14 protein-coding genes are annotated in these 18,440 nt (G+C 50.5%); 9 read left to right on the plus strand and 5 right to left on the minus strand.

Features of this window, described 5'->3' with window-relative positions; translation table 11 throughout:
- Nucleotides 1-26 precede the first annotated feature (26 nt).
- Together ACYUJT_RS18105 and ACYUJT_RS18110 are read left to right on the plus strand one after the other, a co-directional pair.
- Nucleotides 27-1,805: a polysaccharide deacetylase family protein gene (locus ACYUJT_RS18105; RefSeq protein WP_460324727.1), complete on the plus strand. Its 1,779-nt coding sequence runs from the start codon at nt 27-29 to the stop codon at nt 1,803-1,805.
- A 38-nt stretch (nt 1,806-1,843) separates the two neighbouring features.
- Nucleotides 1,844-2,911 carry a glycosyl hydrolase family 18 protein gene (locus ACYUJT_RS18110; protein WP_460324729.1) on the plus strand — a complete coding sequence of 356 codons (1,068 nt, stop codon included), beginning with the start codon at nt 1,844-1,846 and terminating at the stop codon, nt 2,909-2,911.
- Between the two features lie 163 nt (nt 2,912-3,074).
- Here the strand turns inward: ACYUJT_RS18110 and ACYUJT_RS18115 are convergent, their stop codons facing one another.
- From ACYUJT_RS18115 to ACYUJT_RS18125, 3 genes are read right to left on the minus strand one after another with little or no spacing between them, the layout of a single operon-like run.
- Nucleotides 3,075-3,995: a glycine betaine ABC transporter substrate-binding protein gene (locus ACYUJT_RS18115; RefSeq protein ID WP_460324731.1), complete on the minus strand. Its 921-nt coding sequence runs from the start codon at nt 3,993-3,995 to the stop codon at nt 3,075-3,077.
- Nucleotides 3,996-3,998: 3 nt separating this feature from the next.
- Nucleotides 3,999-4,841: an ABC transporter permease gene (locus ACYUJT_RS18120; RefSeq protein WP_460324733.1), complete on the minus strand. Its 843-nt coding sequence runs from the start codon at nt 4,839-4,841 to the stop codon at nt 3,999-4,001.
- Nucleotides 4,825-6,039, minus strand: a complete 1,215-nt coding sequence (locus tag ACYUJT_RS18125; protein ID WP_460324735.1) for a quaternary amine ABC transporter ATP-binding protein — start codon at nt 6,037-6,039, stop codon at nt 4,825-4,827. Before ACYUJT_RS18125 ends, ACYUJT_RS18120 begins: the two co-directional genes overlap by 17 nt.
- Nucleotides 6,040-6,290: 251 nt before the next feature.
- Here ACYUJT_RS18125 and ACYUJT_RS18130 point away from each other — a divergent pair, with 251 nt between their 5' ends.
- Entirely contained in the window at nt 6,291-6,839 is a 549-nt protein-coding gene (locus ACYUJT_RS18130; RefSeq protein WP_460324737.1) for a GbsR/MarR family transcriptional regulator, read from the plus strand.
- Nucleotides 6,840-6,928: 89 nt separating this feature from the next.
- On the opposite strand, the gene ACYUJT_RS18135 is transcribed toward ACYUJT_RS18130, so the two are convergent.
- Complete coding sequence (locus tag ACYUJT_RS18135; protein ID WP_460324739.1) at nt 6,929-9,169, minus strand: alpha/beta hydrolase family protein; 2,241 nt, start codon at nt 9,167-9,169, stop codon at nt 6,929-6,931.
- A 222-nt stretch (nt 9,170-9,391) separates the two neighbouring features.
- Nucleotides 9,392-10,753 carry a lytic polysaccharide monooxygenase gene (locus tag ACYUJT_RS18140; RefSeq protein WP_460324741.1) on the minus strand — a complete coding sequence of 454 codons (1,362 nt, stop codon included), beginning with the start codon at nt 10,751-10,753 and terminating at the stop codon, nt 9,392-9,394.
- Nucleotides 10,754-11,197: 444 nt separating this feature from the next.
- On the opposite strand from ACYUJT_RS18140, the gene ACYUJT_RS18145 reads away from it, so the two are divergent.
- The 6 genes from ACYUJT_RS18145 to ACYUJT_RS18170 all read left to right on the plus strand — a co-directional run bounded on the left by ACYUJT_RS18145 (nt 11,198) and on the right by ACYUJT_RS18170 (nt 18,381).
- On the plus strand, nt 11,198-12,115 hold the full coding sequence (locus ACYUJT_RS18145) for an AraC family transcriptional regulator (RefSeq protein WP_460324743.1): 918 nt from the start codon (nt 11,198-11,200) through the stop codon (nt 12,113-12,115).
- Between the two features lie 116 nt (nt 12,116-12,231).
- Nucleotides 12,232-13,227, plus strand: a complete 996-nt coding sequence (locus tag ACYUJT_RS18150) for an N-acetylglucosamine kinase (protein ID WP_460324745.1) — start codon at nt 12,232-12,234, stop codon at nt 13,225-13,227.
- Nucleotides 13,220-14,530 (plus strand): 6-phospho-beta-glucosidase, encoded by a 1,311-nt coding sequence (locus tag ACYUJT_RS18155; protein ID WP_460324747.1) that lies wholly within the window; start codon nt 13,220-13,222, stop codon nt 14,528-14,530. The genes ACYUJT_RS18150 and ACYUJT_RS18155 overlap by 8 nt, the downstream gene beginning before the upstream one ends.
- Before the next feature lie 208 nt (nt 14,531-14,738).
- Nucleotides 14,739-15,704: an ABC transporter permease gene (locus ACYUJT_RS18160; RefSeq protein ID WP_460324749.1), complete on the plus strand. Its 966-nt coding sequence runs from the start codon at nt 14,739-14,741 to the stop codon at nt 15,702-15,704.
- 27 nt (nt 15,705-15,731) lie between these two features.
- Nucleotides 15,732-16,625 (plus strand): carbohydrate ABC transporter permease, encoded by an 894-nt coding sequence (locus tag ACYUJT_RS18165; RefSeq protein ID WP_460324751.1) that lies wholly within the window; start codon nt 15,732-15,734, stop codon nt 16,623-16,625.
- 85 nt (nt 16,626-16,710) lie between these two features.
- Nucleotides 16,711-18,381, plus strand: coding sequence for an extracellular solute-binding protein (locus ACYUJT_RS18170; protein ID WP_460324753.1), 1,671 nt, complete (start codon nt 16,711-16,713; stop codon nt 18,379-18,381).
- Nucleotides 18,382-18,440 lie beyond the last annotated feature (59 nt).

An 18,440-nucleotide genomic window follows, 5' to 3' on the forward strand; every position in this document is an offset into this window, starting at 1 on the left:
ATCGCCTGAAGATTCATAGAGTGAGGATGGCAGAAATGTTAAAGAAGAAGCGAAACTCTGCCCTGGATTATCGCAAGAAAAATCGCAGGAAAGTGATCAGGACCTTCGTGCAAGGTGCGATTTTGCTGGCCGTAGGTGTGCTGCTGTTCAACGCTTTGTTCGGAATCCGGCGATATGAGGAGCCTGACAAATCCGAATGGCGCAACAATAAAGGCTTTATTGCCATATCCTATTTCGGCGTAGGGCGTTCAGCTTCGCCTAAATTGGTGGCCAAGAGCGAGCTCGATCAGCAACTGAAGGCTCTTTATGATCAAGGCTATGTTACGATATCGCAGCAGGATGTTTTGGATTTCTATATGTATCATAAACCGCTGCCGGACAAGGCGCTGTTCTTATCGTTTGAAGACGGGCGAAACGACTCCAGTCTGTTCTCCCAACCGTTGCTCGAGAAATATAATTATAAGGCGACGTTCTTCTCTTATGCGAATAAGATGGGGAAGAGCGAGCGCAAATTCGTGCAGCCGAAGGAAATGCTGAACATGATGAAGTCGGGCTACTGGGAGCTGGGGACCAATGGAAACCGCCTGACATACATTAATATATTTGATGATCAGGGCAAGTTTATTGGAATGAAGGAAGAGAACGAATTAACTAATAAGGAGCATATCGAGTACTATAACCATTATTTGATGGATTTCATCCGGGACGAGAACATGATTCCGGCGGAAAATCGATCGGAGATGGAAGCGCGGATACATAGCGATTACGCGGTGATGAAGGACGTCTATTCCAGCAAGCTGGGATTCGTGCCCCAAGTGTACATGATCATGCACGCAAATGCCTTGAACAATGGCATGAACCCCCTGGTCGCCCATGCGAACAATACGAACATCGAGCAGTTGTTCAGCATCCATTTCAATCGGGAAGGCGAGGCCTTCAATTCTGCTGATGGAGATGTGTATGATTTGACCAGGGTGCAGGCGGCACCGTACTGGTACACCAATCACTTGCTGATGAAAGTACAGAAGGATACGGGAGAGGAGATGCAGTTTGTCCGTGGCGACGATCAGCTTGCTGCTCGTTGGCAGCTCGTTAGCGGAGCGGCGCAGTTTGCCGATAACCGCATTATTCTGACTTCTCCTCCGACAGATCCGGGTATGCTGTACTTGAACAATAGCGAGAGCAGTGAGGATACCGTGATCTCCTACAAATTAGCGGGGAACGTGGTTGGCAAGCAGACCGTTTATGTCCGCTATGACCGGCCGACAGGAGCCTTTCTAAGGGTGGTCGCTGAGAACAATGAGCTGCACATTGAACAGCAGAAAGCTGGCGGCGAGGCTGAGCGCGTATTCTCCAGCCCGCTGCAGGCGATTGCTTGGAGTGAAAAGGATCTCGCTTTCTCTAAGGCTTCGGTATACACGAAGGAGCAAATTGCCGCGAGTGCCGGGCCGAAGGAGGAAGAGGAGTATCCCATTAATATTCGACAGACAAGACAGCTGCAGGTCGAACTGAGCGGAGATCAGCTTACAATCACAGTCGATGGCGATCGCATTGCTGACGGAGTGGCGCTTGACGGTTTGGTGAAAAGCGGCGGCATTGCCCTTGAAGCGGAATACAGCGAGCAAAATAAGAAAGACGATATTTATGACGGCGTATTCGAGGATCTCGAAGTATCGCTGATGACAAAGGAGGACGGCAAGCCTAACGTCGTGTATAGCCATAATATCAAAGGCTTTCAGGGTATCGTTCACGGCTTCAAAAAAGGGTTGGACGCCTCCTTAAATTGGGTGATGGACACCTTCTAATATTAGAATAGAAAGAAGAGAAAGGTGTCAGAGAATAGATGACGAGAAGATGGGTATATATTATGGCTGCTGTAATTATAGTCATTATCGCGGGCATTGTATGGTTTAACAGGCAGGAGAATGAGGAGCAGACGATCCGGGCGGTTACCGTGGAGCAGAACCTGGAAATGTCCGCCTGGGTTGTAGATTGGAAATGGGAATCCGGTGTGGCCGATTTGCAGCAGATGAGCAGAAGCCTCGACCGGCTGCAGGCATTTGCCGCTTATTTCGATAGCGATAACCGTCTCTATTTCACCGATGATATGCATAACGCTCTCCCGCGTATTTTCGAGACAGCGCGCAAAGGCGGCGTGAAGTACGTGGATTTGACGATCGTCAATGACCGCTGGAACCCCGATGGAACGGCAGTGCAGAAAGACCCGGGCATTGTTTCGCGTATTTTAGCCACCAAGGAAAGTCAGGAGAAGCATATCGAGGAAATTATCGACACGGTGGAACGGTACGGATTTGACGGCGTCGAGATGGATTTTGAGAAGGTCGGGGAAGCGGACTGGGAGAAGCTTTGCATTTTCTATGAAAAATTGTATGAACGCTTGCAGGCCAAAGAGAAGGCGCTTCGCGTCATATTGGAGCCGCGTACCCCTATTGAACGGCTGGCGCTGCCAGAGGGCCCGGTGTATGTGATGATGGCTTACAATTTGTATGGCAGCCACAGCGGCCCTGGTCCGAAAGCGGATCATGCGTTTATAAAGAAGCTGGCATCCCGCATGAAAGTGCTGCCCGGTGAAGCGGCGATCGCTTTGTCCGTGGGCGGCTTTGACTGGGCGGGTGACGGAAAGGTGACTTCCTTGACGGAGAAGCAGGCGGCAGAGCTTTTGCGGCAGAGCAGCACGGCTGTACCGATGAGGGATAAGGCCAGCGGAAGCGTGTATTTCACTTACAAGGATGAAGAGGGCCGGAAGCATACCGTTTGGTATGCGGATGGGGAGACGATATTGCAATGGATTCGCACAGCCCAGCAGGCGGGGTATCATAATATCGTCTTATGGAGGCTAGGCGAGTTCGAGCAGGTTACGCTCAACAAGCTGAAGAATTTCCAATTTTAATTTCTTTTTCAGGTTACGGTAATGTGGCATTAAGGAAGGGCAGTTAAAGTAAGGATACTCCCTTTTTTATAAAGGAACCCATCCCGCTTCAGCGGGATGGGTTCTATGCCGTTTGGCCATATGGAACGGCTCCATAATTGATTTGTAGTTTTGAATTTACGAACTATTTCAAGTCTTCGATGGAGTTGGCCTCTACATATGCCGGAACGACAAGCCCGGTACGGACGCCGGTCATATTCGCGCCGAGATCCTCTACTTGATCCTTATACTTATCCCAGTAATCGGCGTGGGTCAACGGCAGCCAAGCAGCAGCCATCGCGTCCACATCGCCGCTGGCTACGCCTGTCCACATCGGACCTGCTTCCACCTGGAGCGCTTCTACCTTATATCCAAGGCGGCTCTCCAGAACGTATTGAAGCAGATTCGTGCTGGCGATTTCGGAATCCCAAGCGACATAACTGAGCTTTAAGGCCTCGCCGCTCACCGGCTCAATATCCGCGGTCCAAGTATCGATGCGATCGCTATGGCTTTCAGCCCAGGCTTTGGCCGCTTCCGCTGGATCCTGTCCGTCCTGGATGGCTGTCATGACTTCACCCATCTCGTCGGATGTCCACTCGAAGCGGTCCAGGAACTCATAGGCTGCTGGATGATCTTCCTTCAGCCCTTTGCGGACGACGGTATGGATTTCCTCCGCCTCTCCGAATACGTTCTTCGGATCCTCCAAGAACTTCAGATCATACTTGGCGAACATCCAGTGCGGCGTCCAGCCTGTAATAATGATCGGCTTCTCGGATTTCATCGCCTTCGCCAGCGTAGCCGTCATGGCCGCACCGGAGCCTTCGATCAGCTTCCAATCGGAAAGGCCATATTCCTCAATGGCCGCGCTAGCTGCTTTCATAATGCCGGCACCGGGATCAATTCCGATAATTTCATGCTTCACTTGCTCACCCAGTGACTTGCCTCCAGCATTGCCTGCTGGATTGCCGGCATTCCCTCCAGCATTTCCTGAATTCCCGCAAGCTGCTAGCAGCAGTACGGCAGTCAAGCTTAACATCATCCATAGTTTCGTTTTTTTATTCCTCATGAATTATGCACCTCTTTTTTTGGATTTCAATAGATTTTGCGTAAACCGGTCAAGTACGATCGCTAGTACGACGACAGCGAGTCCGGCTTCGAACCCCTGACCGATCTTGAGCTGGGTTACCGCGCGGTATACCGTTGCACCAATTCCCTGTGCGCCGATCATCGAAGCGATGACGACCATGGACAGGGACAGCATAATCGTCTGGTTGATGCCGGCCATCATCGTAGGCATCGCCAGAGGCAGCTCCACTTTGAACAGCTTCTGCCACGAAGTTGAGCCGAAGGCATCTGCGGCCTCCGTGAGCTCACCGGATACCTGCTTGATTCCGAGATAGGTCAAGCGGATCGTAGGTGGTATGGAGAAGATGACAGAAGCGATCACTCCCGGTACGACGCCGAGACTAAAGAAGGTAACGGCTGGCAGGAGATACACGAACGCAGGCATCGTCTGCATGAAGTCTAGCAAAGGCGATATGATGCGGTGGGTAGTTCTGCTATAGGCGCTCCATATTCCGATAGGGATGCCCAAGACCACTGAAATAATGCCGGAAGTAACTACGAGGCCAAGCGTATTCATCGTTTCTGTCCAATAGCCGAGATTATCGATCAGCAGGAATCCGATTACCGTAAATAACGTGAGCGGAATTCTTCCGATCAGGAAGGCGAGGATACCGAAAATCGCGATGAATAGTAGCGGATGCGGTAAAAGAAACAACCATGAGAAGAAACCGACGACACTTTCAATGATCTTGGACAGCCCTTCAAAAAAGCCCCCAAGGTTCGATTCCATCCAATCGACTAAAACCTCGATCCAATCTGCGAGAGGTATTTTAGGTATGAAGCTCATGCTTGTTCACCTCCATCTCGCGCACGTCTCCCGCAAGCGCGCCCAATACAGCGCCGCGTACGATTACGCCCAGCAGTCGTCTTTGCTCATCGACAACGGCCAGCGGCACCTTAGCAGAGCTGGTTGCTTCAAACAGGTCGCTCAGCACCGTATCCGGCGATACCTGCGGACCATCGGTGATCAAGATATCCGATAGCGTTTTGCCTGTCTTGTTCGCGTCGGACGCATCTTCCGCCGTAATGACGCCAAGCAAGCGCATAGACCGATCGACGACGAAGAGATTCGAGATTCCCCGTTCCCGCATTAACTGCAAAGCAACCCGGGGGCCGCGATCCAGCGTAATCGTCTCGGGTCTGCGCATAACATGCGAAGCGGTCAGCACCTTCGAGAGATCCACATCTTCAATAAATCGTTCGACATAATGGTTAGCTGGCTGAGTGAGCATTTCTTCAGGTGTTCCAATCTGGATGAGCGAGCCATCTTTCATCAAGGCGATCCGGTCCCCGATACGCAAGGCCTCATCAAGGTCATGCGTAATAAAGACGATCGTCTTCTTCATTTTTTCCTGCAGCTCGATCAGTTCATCCTGCATATCCCGGCGAATTAAGGGGTCGAGTGCGCTGAATGCTTCATCCATCAACAGCACCTCCGGATCATTCGCTAAGGCTCTGGCGAGGCCAACCCTTTGCTGCATGCCGCCGCTGAGCTCATCCGGCATCTTGTCGCCCCAGCCCTTTAGCCCGACAAGTTCCAGGGCTTGTTCTGCTTTCATTTTCCGAGTGTTAGCGTCGATTTTTTGGATTTCCAAGCCATACTCGACATTTTGCAGCACCGTCCTATGTGGAAACAGCGCAAATTTCTGAAACACCATGCTGATGCTCTTTTGACGTATTTTTCGCAGCTGGGTTTTGTTCATTTTCAGCAAATCCTGGCCGTGAATGAGAATTTGACCTGAGGTCGGCTCGATCAGCCGATTCAGCATCCGGACGAGGGTCGATTTGCCGCTTCCGGATAGTCCCATGATGACGAAAATTTCCCCCTGACGGATGTCCAGGCTGACCCGGTTCACGCCAACGGTTATGCCACGATCGGCCAACTGTTCCTTCGTTTGTCCCTGCTGGAGCAGCTGAAGTCCCTGCTCCGCATTCGAGCCAAACAGTTTAGTAACTTGCTTTACTTCTAGAATGGGTTCTTCCAAATTATCCACTCCTTTTCTAATGGAATTCTAAGGCTGCACGGGCCTGTAGCCTCACTTGCTACTTAGTCTAACAAAAAAAAGGGAATCTAAACAACCGTTAATACGGTTCGTATAGAACGTACAGAAAAAACTGTACAAGGTGAATGATACCTATGCTCCTTTATCCTTATAAATGCTCGCTAAGCCGCCACTTTACTTTTATCTGGCCTTTTTTTAAGATATAAGAAGTATCGTGATAGGAGGTTGCAAGCATGGGCTTGGACCAGCTCACACCAGAGCAGCAGGCGGATATAATGAAAGTGCGCAAGCGCGTGATTGAAGCCATTGGCAGAAACATGGATTTATACGGGATTTCGTTGTCGACAGGTCATCTTTATGGTTTGCTTTTTTTTGCAGATAAACCGATGACGCTGGATGAAATGGGTTTGGAGATGAAGATGAGTAAGACAAGCATGAGCACGGGCGTGCGGACTCTGCTTGATCTTAAAATGGTGAACAAAGTGTGGGAGAAAGGCTCTCGCAAGGATTTATATGAGGTTGAGTACGACTGGCATCAGACGTTTACGGATTATTTCGCAATCAAGTGGAGAAAAGCGGTAGAATCCAACATCCTCATCCTGCGCAGATCGATTGAGGAGATGAATAAATGGCTGGCCACTGAGCCGGAAGGTGCCATAGCGACTATTCTTCAGGAGGACTGCAAGAAAATGATTGATGCCGTTAAATACTATGAGTGGCTTGATCGTTTGATCGATGCGTTGGAAAGCGGTGAAATATACCAGCTTGTTCCGAAAGAGTAGGCCATAGTCAAGTCGGCTATATAGCCGCAACAAAACCGCCATCCCAGGCACCGGTGCTGCAGGGATGGCGGTTTTTGCTGCGTTGTTTCTTAATATATGCCGATATCATCGAGCATGATTTTGCCCGGCCCTTGGGGAAAGTAGAAGGTGATTCCCTTAAGCGCGGATAAATCTAGCCGTGGATTGACCTTGGCGAACTCCGACAAGTTAAGCATCACCGTCTGAAATACCGCCTCCTGCGGGTACTTGTATTTGCCGTCTGACAGGCGCTTCTCCACCCAAGGAAGGATCGTGAAAGCAACTTCTGGCGCAGATGCGATCTCGATATAGTCGGCTAGCGAAATGCGGGCCGATTCGCCGTTCGTGCTGTGCAATTCCACCTCAGCCTGCAGCCCGGCAGAAGATGCAGGCGGTTCGGTGAGCTCAAAGCTGCGGTTGGATATCGAAAAGGAGAGGATTTCCGGCGGTTTAGTCATCTTCCTTGGCTGGAAAGACGAGTTCCATGCCAGCGAATAGGAAGCAGAACCACCGTCACTTTTCTTCGCCCCCCATTCCAAGGTTATGCTTCGGGTCCCTTTGTTTACGCCCTTGCGATTCTTGGCTTCTTCCTCCACCCAAGTCAAATGATTTCCTTGGGCTGAGCCGCCGCTTGGAAGTGTGACCCGGTTCAAATCCTCATCGTACCAGGCTATTTTGTTGAAATTGGCGCTCTCAAAGCGGTTGAAATATCCGGTATCCGCCGGAAGCCAGTGAAGCCCTGTCCTGTAATCGCGGAATAAGGGCAAGTAGCTCTCATCCCCGTGAAGCGCTGATTCCAAGAAGGCTGAGATGTATATTCTGGCAATATCCCGCTGTTCCTTGGGCCCGATGATCGCTTGCTGGTTCAAGAAAATTCCCTTCGGATAGCTGATATCCCGAAAGCCCCATTCCGTGTTGAATTGGCTGTGATTGGCGTCACCGATGTATATGGAAGACTTGAAATGAGCGGATGGCTGCGTGAAAGAGGTCCTGATATACTGCCGGTCGCCGTCAAAATCGTTCACATCCGCGTCCCGAGCCCCTTGCATAGCTAAATAGCTGACGTCCTTGATTCTGGCAAACTCCCCATCCACCTTCTTGTCCGTGGGTGAAATCGCGATGATGGCTTGGATGTTGTAATGTTCTAAGTCATCTAGCGTCTCGTCCGCGCTGAACCAGCGGCCTGCATCCTTCGCCATGGCTACTGCCTGCCCGCCTCGGGAATGTCCGATTAATCCGACTTGCTCAAAGTTCACCTTCTGATAAAAAGGGGTTACTGAGTCGCCCGCAAAGCCGTTGATCTGCTGCAGATGCTTCAGCAAGACCCAGGCCCGAACCTTCATATCGTTGTCCGGAATGCCCGTCCAGGCCGAGTAATTCAAATAATTCTCATCGACGGATACGGCGATGAAGCCCCTACTGGCCAGGAGCTCGCCTAAATAGCTGTAGCCTTCATCAGAGAAATCCTCCATGAGATGGTTGCCGTGCACCATGAGCACCAGCGGAAAGGGACCGTCCCCCTCGGGCATCCAAACCCTGCCGTTCAGGGGAAGCGAGCTTTGATCAAATCCCCAGTAGCTGGTACGGAGAGCAGGCCATTTTTCGATATATGCGGAGGCGTCTACCGAGGTCGAAATAAGATCGGCCTTCTTGCCGTATTCCGGTCGCCAATAATCGCTTCCACTTCCGTAGTCGAACGAAAAATAGTCGTAATTTCCCGGTTCGGCAGGGTTCTTCGCTTCAATGGGCGCTGCGTGTTTCGCTATGCCCGGATATGCAGCCGGGCTGTCTGCAGGCCATACCGCCGCGGACACGCATAAGAGTACAAGTGCGGAAGTGGCATAGAATCTCAGCCGTCGGCTAAATCGGGTACGCAGCAGTCCGGCGCCGATTCCCGTCGCGATGCCTATCAGCATGAGGACACCCGCGGTAACAGCGGAGATTGCCGCATCATGATCCTGCAAAAAAATAAAGAAAATGACTGTGAGCGCATATAGCACTGAGCCGGTATACAGCCGGGGAAGCGGCAGGCCGATTAGCGCCAGCAGCACGGCAGCCAAATGGGCAACGATAAACAGCCCTGTCGTCCCCACGGAGACGAAGGCCAGAATATCTGCCAAAGCGCCGAAGCCGGTAGGCATGCCCAGCGCAGCCAAAGTAAAGACGAACATCGACGCTCCCCAGGGACCGACGACGGCCATTCGCCAAAAAGCGGTATCATAGCGATACGTTTCGCGGATTCTGCGGCCAAGCCGTTCGCGCAGCGGCGGCTTTAAGGGAATATATTCGGTTTGAAGCTGTTGAAGTTCCATGGTTTCTCCCACCCGGTTATTGATCTTTATTTATTGTAACATGCTTCGGGCAGCTGAAAAGCTAGTAGTGGCTGGAATGAACCGGGTGCCCTATTAAAATGTTGAATTTGAACGGCGTAAAGCCCCTTTACCTGCCGATGGATCAACCGATGGGTTGTTTCATAGACAGGTTAAAGGGGCAGGGCTGCTTAGGTTAAATTATATCGGGTTAGTCATGCGGTTCTATTTCAAAAGCCATAAGGCCGGCGTATTAGTCGGCTCCCATCCTTGTAGGGAAGTATGGGCCTGACGGCATTCATATACCGAACCGTTATAGGTTACCAGCGTTCCCACCGCGTAAGCCGTATTCGCCGCCCATGGCTGGGCAGACGGCGATTCCGGTGCTTCCGCTGTCTTGGCGCTGACAGAATTGCTCGCCGCCGATTGATTGCCAGCGGTATCAAAAGCCCGAACGGTGAAGGTATATGTCGAATTTGCGCTAAGTCCTGTGACGACATGATCGGTGGTCGTTCCGGAGACTGTCGCAACCAGCGTCGAACCGTTGTAAATGCGGTAGCCTGCTACGCCCACGTTGTCCGTGGAAGGACTCCACATCAAAGAGACGCTGGAGGAGGTAGGCGTACCCATGACATGCAGATTGCCGGGTACCGATGGTGCTTCATTGTCGACACTGACCTCTTTCGTTTTCACTGTAACCGGATTGCTCGCGTTTGACACATTACCGGCGGCATCCCTGGCTTTTACAGTGAACGTATACGATGTATTTGCGGTTAAACCCGAAACGGTGTGGCTCAAGGTAGAGCCGGAGACCGTGGCTGCAAGTGAGCCACCGTTAAAAATTTGATAGCCGGTTACGCCGACGTTATCCGTTGAGGCATTCCAAGCCAAAGAGACGCTCGTGGCAGTGGAGCCGGTGGAAGTCAAAGCCGAAGGCGCACTTGGCGCAATCGTATCGGCAGGAGGATTGCTGCCGCTGAAATTGACATCGATGACATTGTAGAAGGCATTCGCCGTATCAGCGACTTCCCAAACTGCCAGAATGACATGGTACCCGCTGCGCTGCGGGACATTGCATGTATTCGAATATTCGAATGGAGGGCGTGCACCGCCGTAGTCTACAGAGCAGAAAGGAGTCAAATCAAAGGAGTTTCTGGAAAGGGGTGCATTCGGATCCCAATTATCTTTCGTGATATAGTATTTCCAGCTAGCGGTAGCATGAGCGGCCGTCAGCTTCCAATTGAACGTATTCGTACCTGCATTTATGTTCACCTTCGTCCAGCGTGTAGCGGACTGCTCGTCGAGTTTAGGAAAAGCTCCGTTTGCGCTGGCGATCTTGCCGTCCGCAGGGCCAGCCTGAGGGAAGCCTTTGGGTGCTTCCAGGCTCTGTGGCTCATAAACAATTGCACCGCAGTCGGTGTTTTGCCCATTTTTACACAAAATTGCCCGGCTGCCCGGACTGTCTACATAACCGTGCGCGGATGCTTGGTCGGCAAATAAAACCATGAATAAAGACAACAGAATCATTAGGCCTAAAGAAGTGATCACTTTTAAGATAGCCGGTTGAGATAAACGAATTGCTGGCATTAGGATAACCCCCTTTTGAATTTGGATGGACCGCCTGTGGAGCCTAGCTTCACATGGATTGACAATGTAGGACATCCTCCTTATACAATGAACTTGCAGGTCGTCTTGACTATATCACCTCCTCTAGTGTGTATTTATATCAACTCCGATCGAGATACTGTTCCTGGAGCTCCATAGCTGCAACAGCCTTTGACGGAGTTCATACCGTGTTTTAAGAGGCAATCAAACGACAAATATCGGTAAAAAAACTTCAAAATTTGCCATGGTTGATAATGGGTTTAATACCTAATACCAACAAAAATGACAAATCATTAAGAAATTTAAGTAACATACTATCGTCCTCCGCTGCTGCTCGTCAAGCTTATTTTTTTGCAGCTGATTTGGCGGACATGCCAATTCCAGGTAAATTTGTGATAAGAACAAGGCGTTTAGGAGGCGAAAAAATTGAAGGAGTCGACAATATCCATTCAGCGGGATCAGATTGAACTGCCCCCGCAATTTCCGCTGCATGTCTCAAGAACAGAAGGGGTATCCCCATTATTCCAGCGGCTCCATTGGCATCGGGCTCTCGAGATCAACTGGATCACTCGTGGAAGCGGGATTTACGTCATCAACGGGCAAGAGTATCCATTCGAGGCAGGCGACATCTTCCTAATCGGCTCAAATGACCTGCATCGCGCCTACGAGGGCATTGGCCTGGAGATGGTCATCCTGATGATAGAGCCGTCCCTGCTTGCCACCGAGCAAAGATATGATCCGGAAATTTTGCTGCCGTTCCGTGACATCGGGTCTTATTTCTCGAATCATATTTCGCATGAGCAGCCTGGAAGCGAGCGTCTGGCCGGATACATCGAGGCCATTGATGCCGAGTTCGCGGCCAAGAAGCCGTCGCATGTCTCGATCATTCGCGGTTTGCTGTTGCAACTGCTTGGCGAGGTGAACCGAAGCTTCAAGCATGAGGACATCATCCCTGGCGGAGGCAAAAGAGAGGTCATAAGCAGCACAAGTACACGGCGCTCTGTCTCCGGCCGAAGACAATTAGAGCAGATGAGAGCGGTTATTTTGGCGCTGGAGGCCGAAGTATCCCACCCATGGACGCTGAAGGAGATGGCAGAAATCGCTCACTTGAGCCCATCCCGTTTCAGCGCACTGTTTAACCAGGTGGTAGGAACTTCGCCGCTGCACTATCTCGTTCAGCTTCGGCTTGATCATGCGGTCGAGCTGCTGGAGCAGGGAGAACTGAGCGTACTAGAAATCGCTGAGCGGTGCGGATTCAGAAATCTCTCGAACTTTAACCGGATATTCTTGAATTATCTGGGGGTAACTCCGACCGCAATGAGAAGGCGGCTGCAGGGGGAATAAGCGGCTAAATCTGCTGTGAGTGATCCAAAACAGTAAGATTGTATCAGCTTTGAGCTTGATTACAGAAGAAATCGGCAGGTTATCCTCGTATCCTAAAGGAGAAGGAGAGATGACCTATGAACTTCTTTTTGGGTGTCGACGCTGGCGGCAGCAAGACCTACAGCCTCATCGTCAACGAGAAGGGCGAGACACTCGGCCGCGGTGCAAGCGGCAATGGAAATCATCAGACCAACCCCGCTCATGCGGAGAATAATATTGCTTCAGTTTGCGATCAGGCGCTTCGGGAAGCAGGCTTGTCCAAAGATAATATTACGCATGCTTATTTCGGCCTAGCCGGAGCGGACCGCGAGCCCGATTATGCGGTGCTTCGTCCGATGATCCGAAGATTGGGCTTTCCACAGCATTCCATCGCCTGTGATACGATGATCGCCATGCGGTCGGGCACGGCTCGTTCATACGGAGCCGTCGTCATTAGCGGTACAGGATTCAATGCCGCCGCCCGCAACCCGGCCGGCGAGGAGCTGCAGTATGGCGGGTTTGGATATATTTATGGCGATGGCCATGGTTCGGGGCGGGATCTCGCGAATTTCGCGTTCCGGTCAGCGGTGCGCGCCTGGGATTTGCGGGGGAAGCCCACACTCCTTCATGACCTTGTCTTGAAGACTGCGGGGTTCCAAAGTGTCCCGCAAATGCTCGACGCGGCGCTGGACCAAGGCTATGTCCCTCCGCTATCTCTGGCGGAGGTAGTATTTGCTGCCGCTGAGCAAGGCGATGAGGTTGCTGCCAGCCATTTGGCAGAGCAGGGCAGCGAGCTAGGAAATGCAGCTGCAGCGCTAATTCGCCGGCTCGGCATGGAGAAGGAAGATTTTGATGTCGTGCTCGGCGGCAGCATCCTTGCCAAAGGCCGGAGCACGATTATGACTGACGCGCTGGCCAGAACCGTCAGCCTGACAGCTCCGCGGGCGAAAGTCGCGCGTATTACGATGGAGCCGGTAGCCGGCGCGGTGTTAAGCGCCATGGACGCAGCCGGACATATGGCGAACGGGGAAATCATGGAGCGCTTGCGCGGCATAAGCTTTAGCGATTTGAAGGGAGAGGCAAAGGATGAGTGACAGACGCGGTCTCAAAATAGCCGTAATCGGCGGGGGTTCCTCGTATACCCCCGAGTTGGTGGAAGGGCTGATCCACGGTTATGAGGAAATGCCAGTTGCTGAAATCTGGCTGGTCGATATCGAGGCAGGGAAGCGTAAGCTGGATATCGTAGGCAATCTCGCCAAGCGGATGGTCCGCAAGGCTGGGCTGCCTATTCAGGTGCATCTGACCCTGAATCGGAGAGAAGCGATTAAAGACGCAGATTTTGTATCGACACAGATGCGCGTAGGCATGCTGGAAGCCAGAAAGCTCGATGAGCATATCCCGATTAAGCATGGGGTGATCGGCCAGGAAACGACCGGTCCCGGAGGCATGTTCAAGGCACTGCGGACCATCCCTGTCATATTGGACATTTGCCGCGATATCGAGGAGCTGGCTCCGCATGCATGGATGCTGAACTTCACGAATCCGGCTGGCATGGTCACCGAGGCCGTTCAGAAATATTCGCGCGTCCGGACGATCGGGCTGTGCAATTCGCCGATCAATTTCAAGAAGTCCCTGGCCTCGGCCTATAGCGTGCCGGAGGAGAAGGTGCTGCCGGAGTTCGTCGGTATTAACCATCTGCACTGGGTAACCTCCGCCCTTGTGAACGGCAAGGAGGTGCTGCCCGAGCTCCTCGCGGGGGAGGGCGGCGAGTATACCGCGTCGAACGTTCCTACCTTTGGCTGGGACCCTGAGTTCCTGCAATCGCTGGCGGCCGTGCCGACCTATTACCTTAAATATTTTTATATGCAAAACGAGATGTTTGCGGAAATGAAGGAATCACTGCAGCAGAACGGAACGCGGGCCGATATCGTCAGCCGGGTGGAGAAGGAATTGTTCGAGCTGTACGAGGACGAGACGCTGGAGGAGAAGCCGAAGCAGTTGGAGCAGCGCGGCGGAGCTTATTATTCCGAGGCAGCTGTAAGGCTGATGCAGTCTCTGTATCTGGGACGCAATGATATTCAGACACTAAACGTGGCCAATGGGGGAATCTATGATTTTTTGCCTGAAGATGCCTCCATCGAGGTAAATTGCGTTGTGACCTCCGGCGGGCCGATTCCGCTCGTTCCGGGACAGGTACCGCCGCATATCAAGGGGCTGCTGCACGCGGTGAAGACGTACGAGAGCTTGACGATCGATGCTGCCGTTAGCGGTGATCGGGGGCTGGCACTTCAAGCCTTGGCGCATCATCCGCTCGTCCCTTCCGTCTCGACGGCTAAAATACTCCTGGATGAAATGCTGGAGGCGCATCGCGAGTATCTGCCGAACTTTTTTTCCTAAACCTTAGGAAAATTAGAGGGTGTCCTGACAGTCATCAACGATGACAACAGGGGCATCTCTTTTTTTGTGATTACAGAATTTATAAAAGACGGTGATTTTTATCAGATTTAGTTGATTAGGCAAGTAGTTAATACCCTCCGACTTTTTTTAAGATATAAGTGTGGATTACTTCAGTGACGTTGGAAAACGGAGTAGGAGGGAACAACATATGTCACAGCTTTCCATTGAGAAAAATATGCAGCCAAGCCCGCCGCAGACGAAAATAAAAAGCGGGCTGACGCGATTTTTAAAACAATGGGATTTGCAATTAATGGTCATCCCGGCGCTGGCGCTCATTTTTGTTTTTTCGTACATTCCGATGTACGGAATTTTAATCTCTTTTCAGGATTATAAAATCGGCAGCAGCTTCACGAGCAGTCCTTGGGTGGGATTCAAGCATTTCAATTATTTTTTCAATTCGCCGGAATTCGGTCTGGTGATGCGCAACACCATCGTCATCAGTTTTCTTAAATTTCTTATTGGATTTCCAGCGCCAGTCATCCTGGCCTTAATGCTGAATGAAGTCCGGAAAATGGCATTTAAAAGAACCGTCCAAACCGTGACTTACTTGCCGTACTTTATGTCCTGGGTTATTGTTGGCGGTCTGGTGAGCTCCTTGCTGTCCGCAGACAGCGGTGCCGTAAATATGCTGTTAGAGCGATTGAACCTGATCTCCCAGCCGATTACTTTCTTGTCCTTACCTGAATACTTTTGGGGAATTCTCATCACTACAAATGTGTGGAAAGAGATTGGGTTCGGCTCCATCGTTTACTTGGCGGCGATTGCTGGAGTTGATCCGCATACCTATGAGGCAGCCTCCATCGATGGGGCAAGCCGTTTTAAACAAATTTATTTGATAACGCTTCCTTCAATTATGCCAGTTGTTACGATCTTCATGATTTTGGCGATCGGCAATTTGCTCAGTGCAGGCTTTGAAGATATTCTCATCCTTGCTGCAGATAAGGCAATTAGGGATGTCTCCGATGTTATCGACACGTATGTCGTGCGGGTGGGGATTGAAAACTACCGTTACTCCTACGCTACAGCGGTAGGTTTGTTCAAAGCAGTGGTAAGTGTTGGACTTTTGACCTTGGCTAACTTTGTAGCCAGAAGATCTGGCAATAGTCTATGGTAATCGTGACACAATTGGAGGAATGCGGAAATGGTGCGTGACAGCTATGGCGATCGAATTATGGTAGTTATCATTTATGTTTTCTTGACTCTACTGGCGCTTTCAACCTTGTATCCATTCCTGAATGCGCTGGCCATTTCCTTTAACGAGGGAATGGATACCTCAAGAGGCGGAATTACGCTTTGGCCCAGAGTATTCACACTGGAAAATTATAACGTAGTGTTTAAAGACGAAAGGCTGATCAACGGCTTTATTATCTCGATCCTCCGTACAGTGATCGGTACATTCTCATCGATATTATGTACAGCCATATTTGCATATGGCATGTCCAAAAAGGAATTGATCGGCCGCAAATATTACATGATTATGTGTATTATTACGTTGTATTTCGCGGGTGGCTTGATTCCCACATTCCTGCTCATCCGTAATCTTGGACTGATGAATTCCTTCTGGGTATTTATCATCCCTTCCCTGGTCGGCGTCTGGAACATGATTATATTCCGTACTTTCTTTCAGGGGCTTCCGACAGGACTGGAGGAATCGGCTAAAATAGATGGTTGCGGGAATTGGGGGACTTTTTTTCGTATCGTGATTCCGCTGTCAGGCCCGGTCATCGCGACATTGTCTTTATTTACGGCGGTAGCGCATTGGAATGAATGGTTCTTGGCGGGGATTTATATTTCTGACGTGGAAAAATATCCGATTCAGACGATCCTCAGGCAGATTCTGCTTTCGAATATTGTTTCAGATCAAGGAGGGCTTGATTCCTCGGCACTGGCACATATGGACAGGGTAAGAACGATCACAAGCAAATCTTTGTCCATGGCAACGATGATGGTAGCCACACTTCCGATTATCACGGTATACCCATTTGTCCAGAAGCATTTCGTTAAAGGAGTTCTTGTTGGTTCACTGAAAGAGTAGATAGACCATAACTGCTCGAAATGGACTGAGTTTGGAGCATTATGCTTTAAACATAAATAAGAATTTGAAAGGGGAAAGCAGCAGGATGAAAAAAAGAAGCTGGTTAATCAGTATCTTGTCTGTGGTAATGATCTTCTCGCTCATGATGGGTTGCTCATCCGGAAATGGCGGCAACAAAGCAGCCGCACCGAGCAACAACGGAGGAGAACAACAGGGGGAGGAAGCACCTCAGGAGTCCAACCTGTATCAGCTTGGCAAAGAACCGCTTGAAATTTCCATCTTCGGTAATTACGAGTGGTACACCATGCCGAAATGGGGAGCAGATCCTATGACGAAATGGGTTCAGGACAACAAAAAGGTTACAATTAAGGAAATTCCGAACGGTGGTAATAACGCTTCAAAGCTCAACACCATGATTGCTTCAGGTGACTTGCCGGACATCGTCTGGGGAGAGCGCGGGGCAGACGTAGAGCGCCTCCGGGAAGCCGGTCTTCTTGTGCCGCTTGATGGTTACCTTGATAAATATCCGAATCTGAAAAAGTGGCTTGACCCTATAGCATTGAATATGCTGCGTTCACCTGACGGTAAACTGTATCAATTCCCGAACTGGTACACGAACCGCCCGAACGGTAACGCAGGCTGGGTAGTGAACAAAAAAATGTACGAGGAACTCGGTTCGCCTAAGCTTGAAACAACCGACGATTTGTACAGTTATTTGAAAATGGTTAAAGAGAAATATCCGAAAGTCACTCCTCTGGAAACAGACATAGCTTCTGAGGGACACGGTATTAGCCAGATTTTCTCCGCATTTAAGGAGAATAATTTAAGTGCCGAAAGATATTATGCAGTACCTGTCGACGGCAAGATGGAATCGATTTATAAAGACGAGGCGTTCCGTGAATCTGTGGTGTATACAGCCAAATTGTTCCGTGAAGGTCTGATCACACAGGATGCCATGACGCAAACCCGTGATCAGGTTCTAGAGAAGCTTGTATCTGGCCGGGTAGCTGTGTATGCTTCCGGGAACCCAACGGTATTTGCTATGGAAGCTGACGTAGCGTTAAGAAAGAAAGATCCGAATGATGGTTACTTCATGATTTGGCCGATCCACAAGGAAGGTCTGGATAAGAACAAAATTTTCCCAGGTACTTATAATAAACTGGGCTGGAACGTGGGGGTAATTACAACCAGCGCGAAGGACCCCGAGGCTGTATTTGCATTCCTTGATTGGTGGACGGGACCAGAGGGTATGGTCTTGCAATACTACGGAGTTGAGGGAGAGTACTGGCAAGGTTGGCAGGAGGATGGAACGACGCCGATATTCACCGAGAAATATGTAACGCAAAGAGATCAGCTGGCCGAGTATCAAAAGAGCACGGATCCGTTCCAGTGGGTGGGTAATACCGTATACTTGGATGATATGAAAGGAAAATATGAAGAGACCTTGAAGGAAGAGGATCGGAACTGGGCCACTTACTGGCAGTATAAGATCACTTGGAGAACTCAAGGCGACTATACGGAGTTTGTAAATATGCACCCGATGCCAGATTCCGAGGAGGGAATCGCCTTCCAGCGGGTTAAGGATATATGGCTGAAAGTAAGACCGCAGTCCATGTATGCTAAATCTGATGCAGAAGCATTAGCATTATTGGATAAGGCCCATGAAGATTCAATGAGAGCTGGATTCCAAAAGGTGCTCGACTATTATACAACGAAGTGGGAAGAGAATAAGGCCATGATTAATAGAAACCAATAATTGTAATTTGAGGGGGCCTACGGGACCCCTCATTGTGTTGGCTGCAAACTGTGAGGATC

It is taken from the genome of Paenibacillus sp. YSY-4.3, assembly GCF_054767475.1.

What these genes read in the sequence shown, in the direction of transcription:
- ACYUJT_RS18115 (WP_460324731.1), bottom strand. Translation starts at nt 3,995, where the DNA reads ATGAGGAATAAAAAAACGAAACTATGGATGATGTTAAGCTTGACTGCC.
- ACYUJT_RS18155 (WP_460324747.1), top strand. Translation starts at nt 13,220, where the DNA reads ATGAGTGACAGACGCGGTCTCAAAATAGCCGTAATCGGCGGGGGTTCC.
- ACYUJT_RS18135 (WP_460324739.1), bottom strand. Translation starts at nt 9,169, where the DNA reads ATGGAACTTCAACAGCTTCAAACCGAATATATTCCCTTAAAGCCGCCG.
- ACYUJT_RS18140 (WP_460324741.1), bottom strand. Translation starts at nt 10,753, where the DNA reads ATGCCAGCAATTCGTTTATCTCAACCGGCTATCTTAAAAGTGATCACT.
- ACYUJT_RS18150 (WP_460324745.1), top strand. Translation starts at nt 12,232, where the DNA reads ATGAACTTCTTTTTGGGTGTCGACGCTGGCGGCAGCAAGACCTACAGC.
- ACYUJT_RS18105 (WP_460324727.1), top strand. Translation starts at nt 27, where the DNA reads ATGGCAGAAATGTTAAAGAAGAAGCGAAACTCTGCCCTGGATTATCGC.
- ACYUJT_RS18160 (WP_460324749.1), top strand. Translation starts at nt 14,739, where the DNA reads ATGTCACAGCTTTCCATTGAGAAAAATATGCAGCCAAGCCCGCCGCAG.
- ACYUJT_RS18165 (WP_460324751.1), top strand. Translation starts at nt 15,732, where the DNA reads ATGGTGCGTGACAGCTATGGCGATCGAATTATGGTAGTTATCATTTAT.
- ACYUJT_RS18120 (WP_460324733.1), bottom strand. Translation starts at nt 4,841, where the DNA reads ATGAGCTTCATACCTAAAATACCTCTCGCAGATTGGATCGAGGTTTTA.
- ACYUJT_RS18110 (WP_460324729.1), top strand. Translation starts at nt 1,844, where the DNA reads ATGACGAGAAGATGGGTATATATTATGGCTGCTGTAATTATAGTCATT.
- ACYUJT_RS18170 (WP_460324753.1), top strand. Translation starts at nt 16,711, where the DNA reads ATGAAAAAAAGAAGCTGGTTAATCAGTATCTTGTCTGTGGTAATGATC.
- ACYUJT_RS18130 (WP_460324737.1), top strand. Translation starts at nt 6,291, where the DNA reads ATGGGCTTGGACCAGCTCACACCAGAGCAGCAGGCGGATATAATGAAA.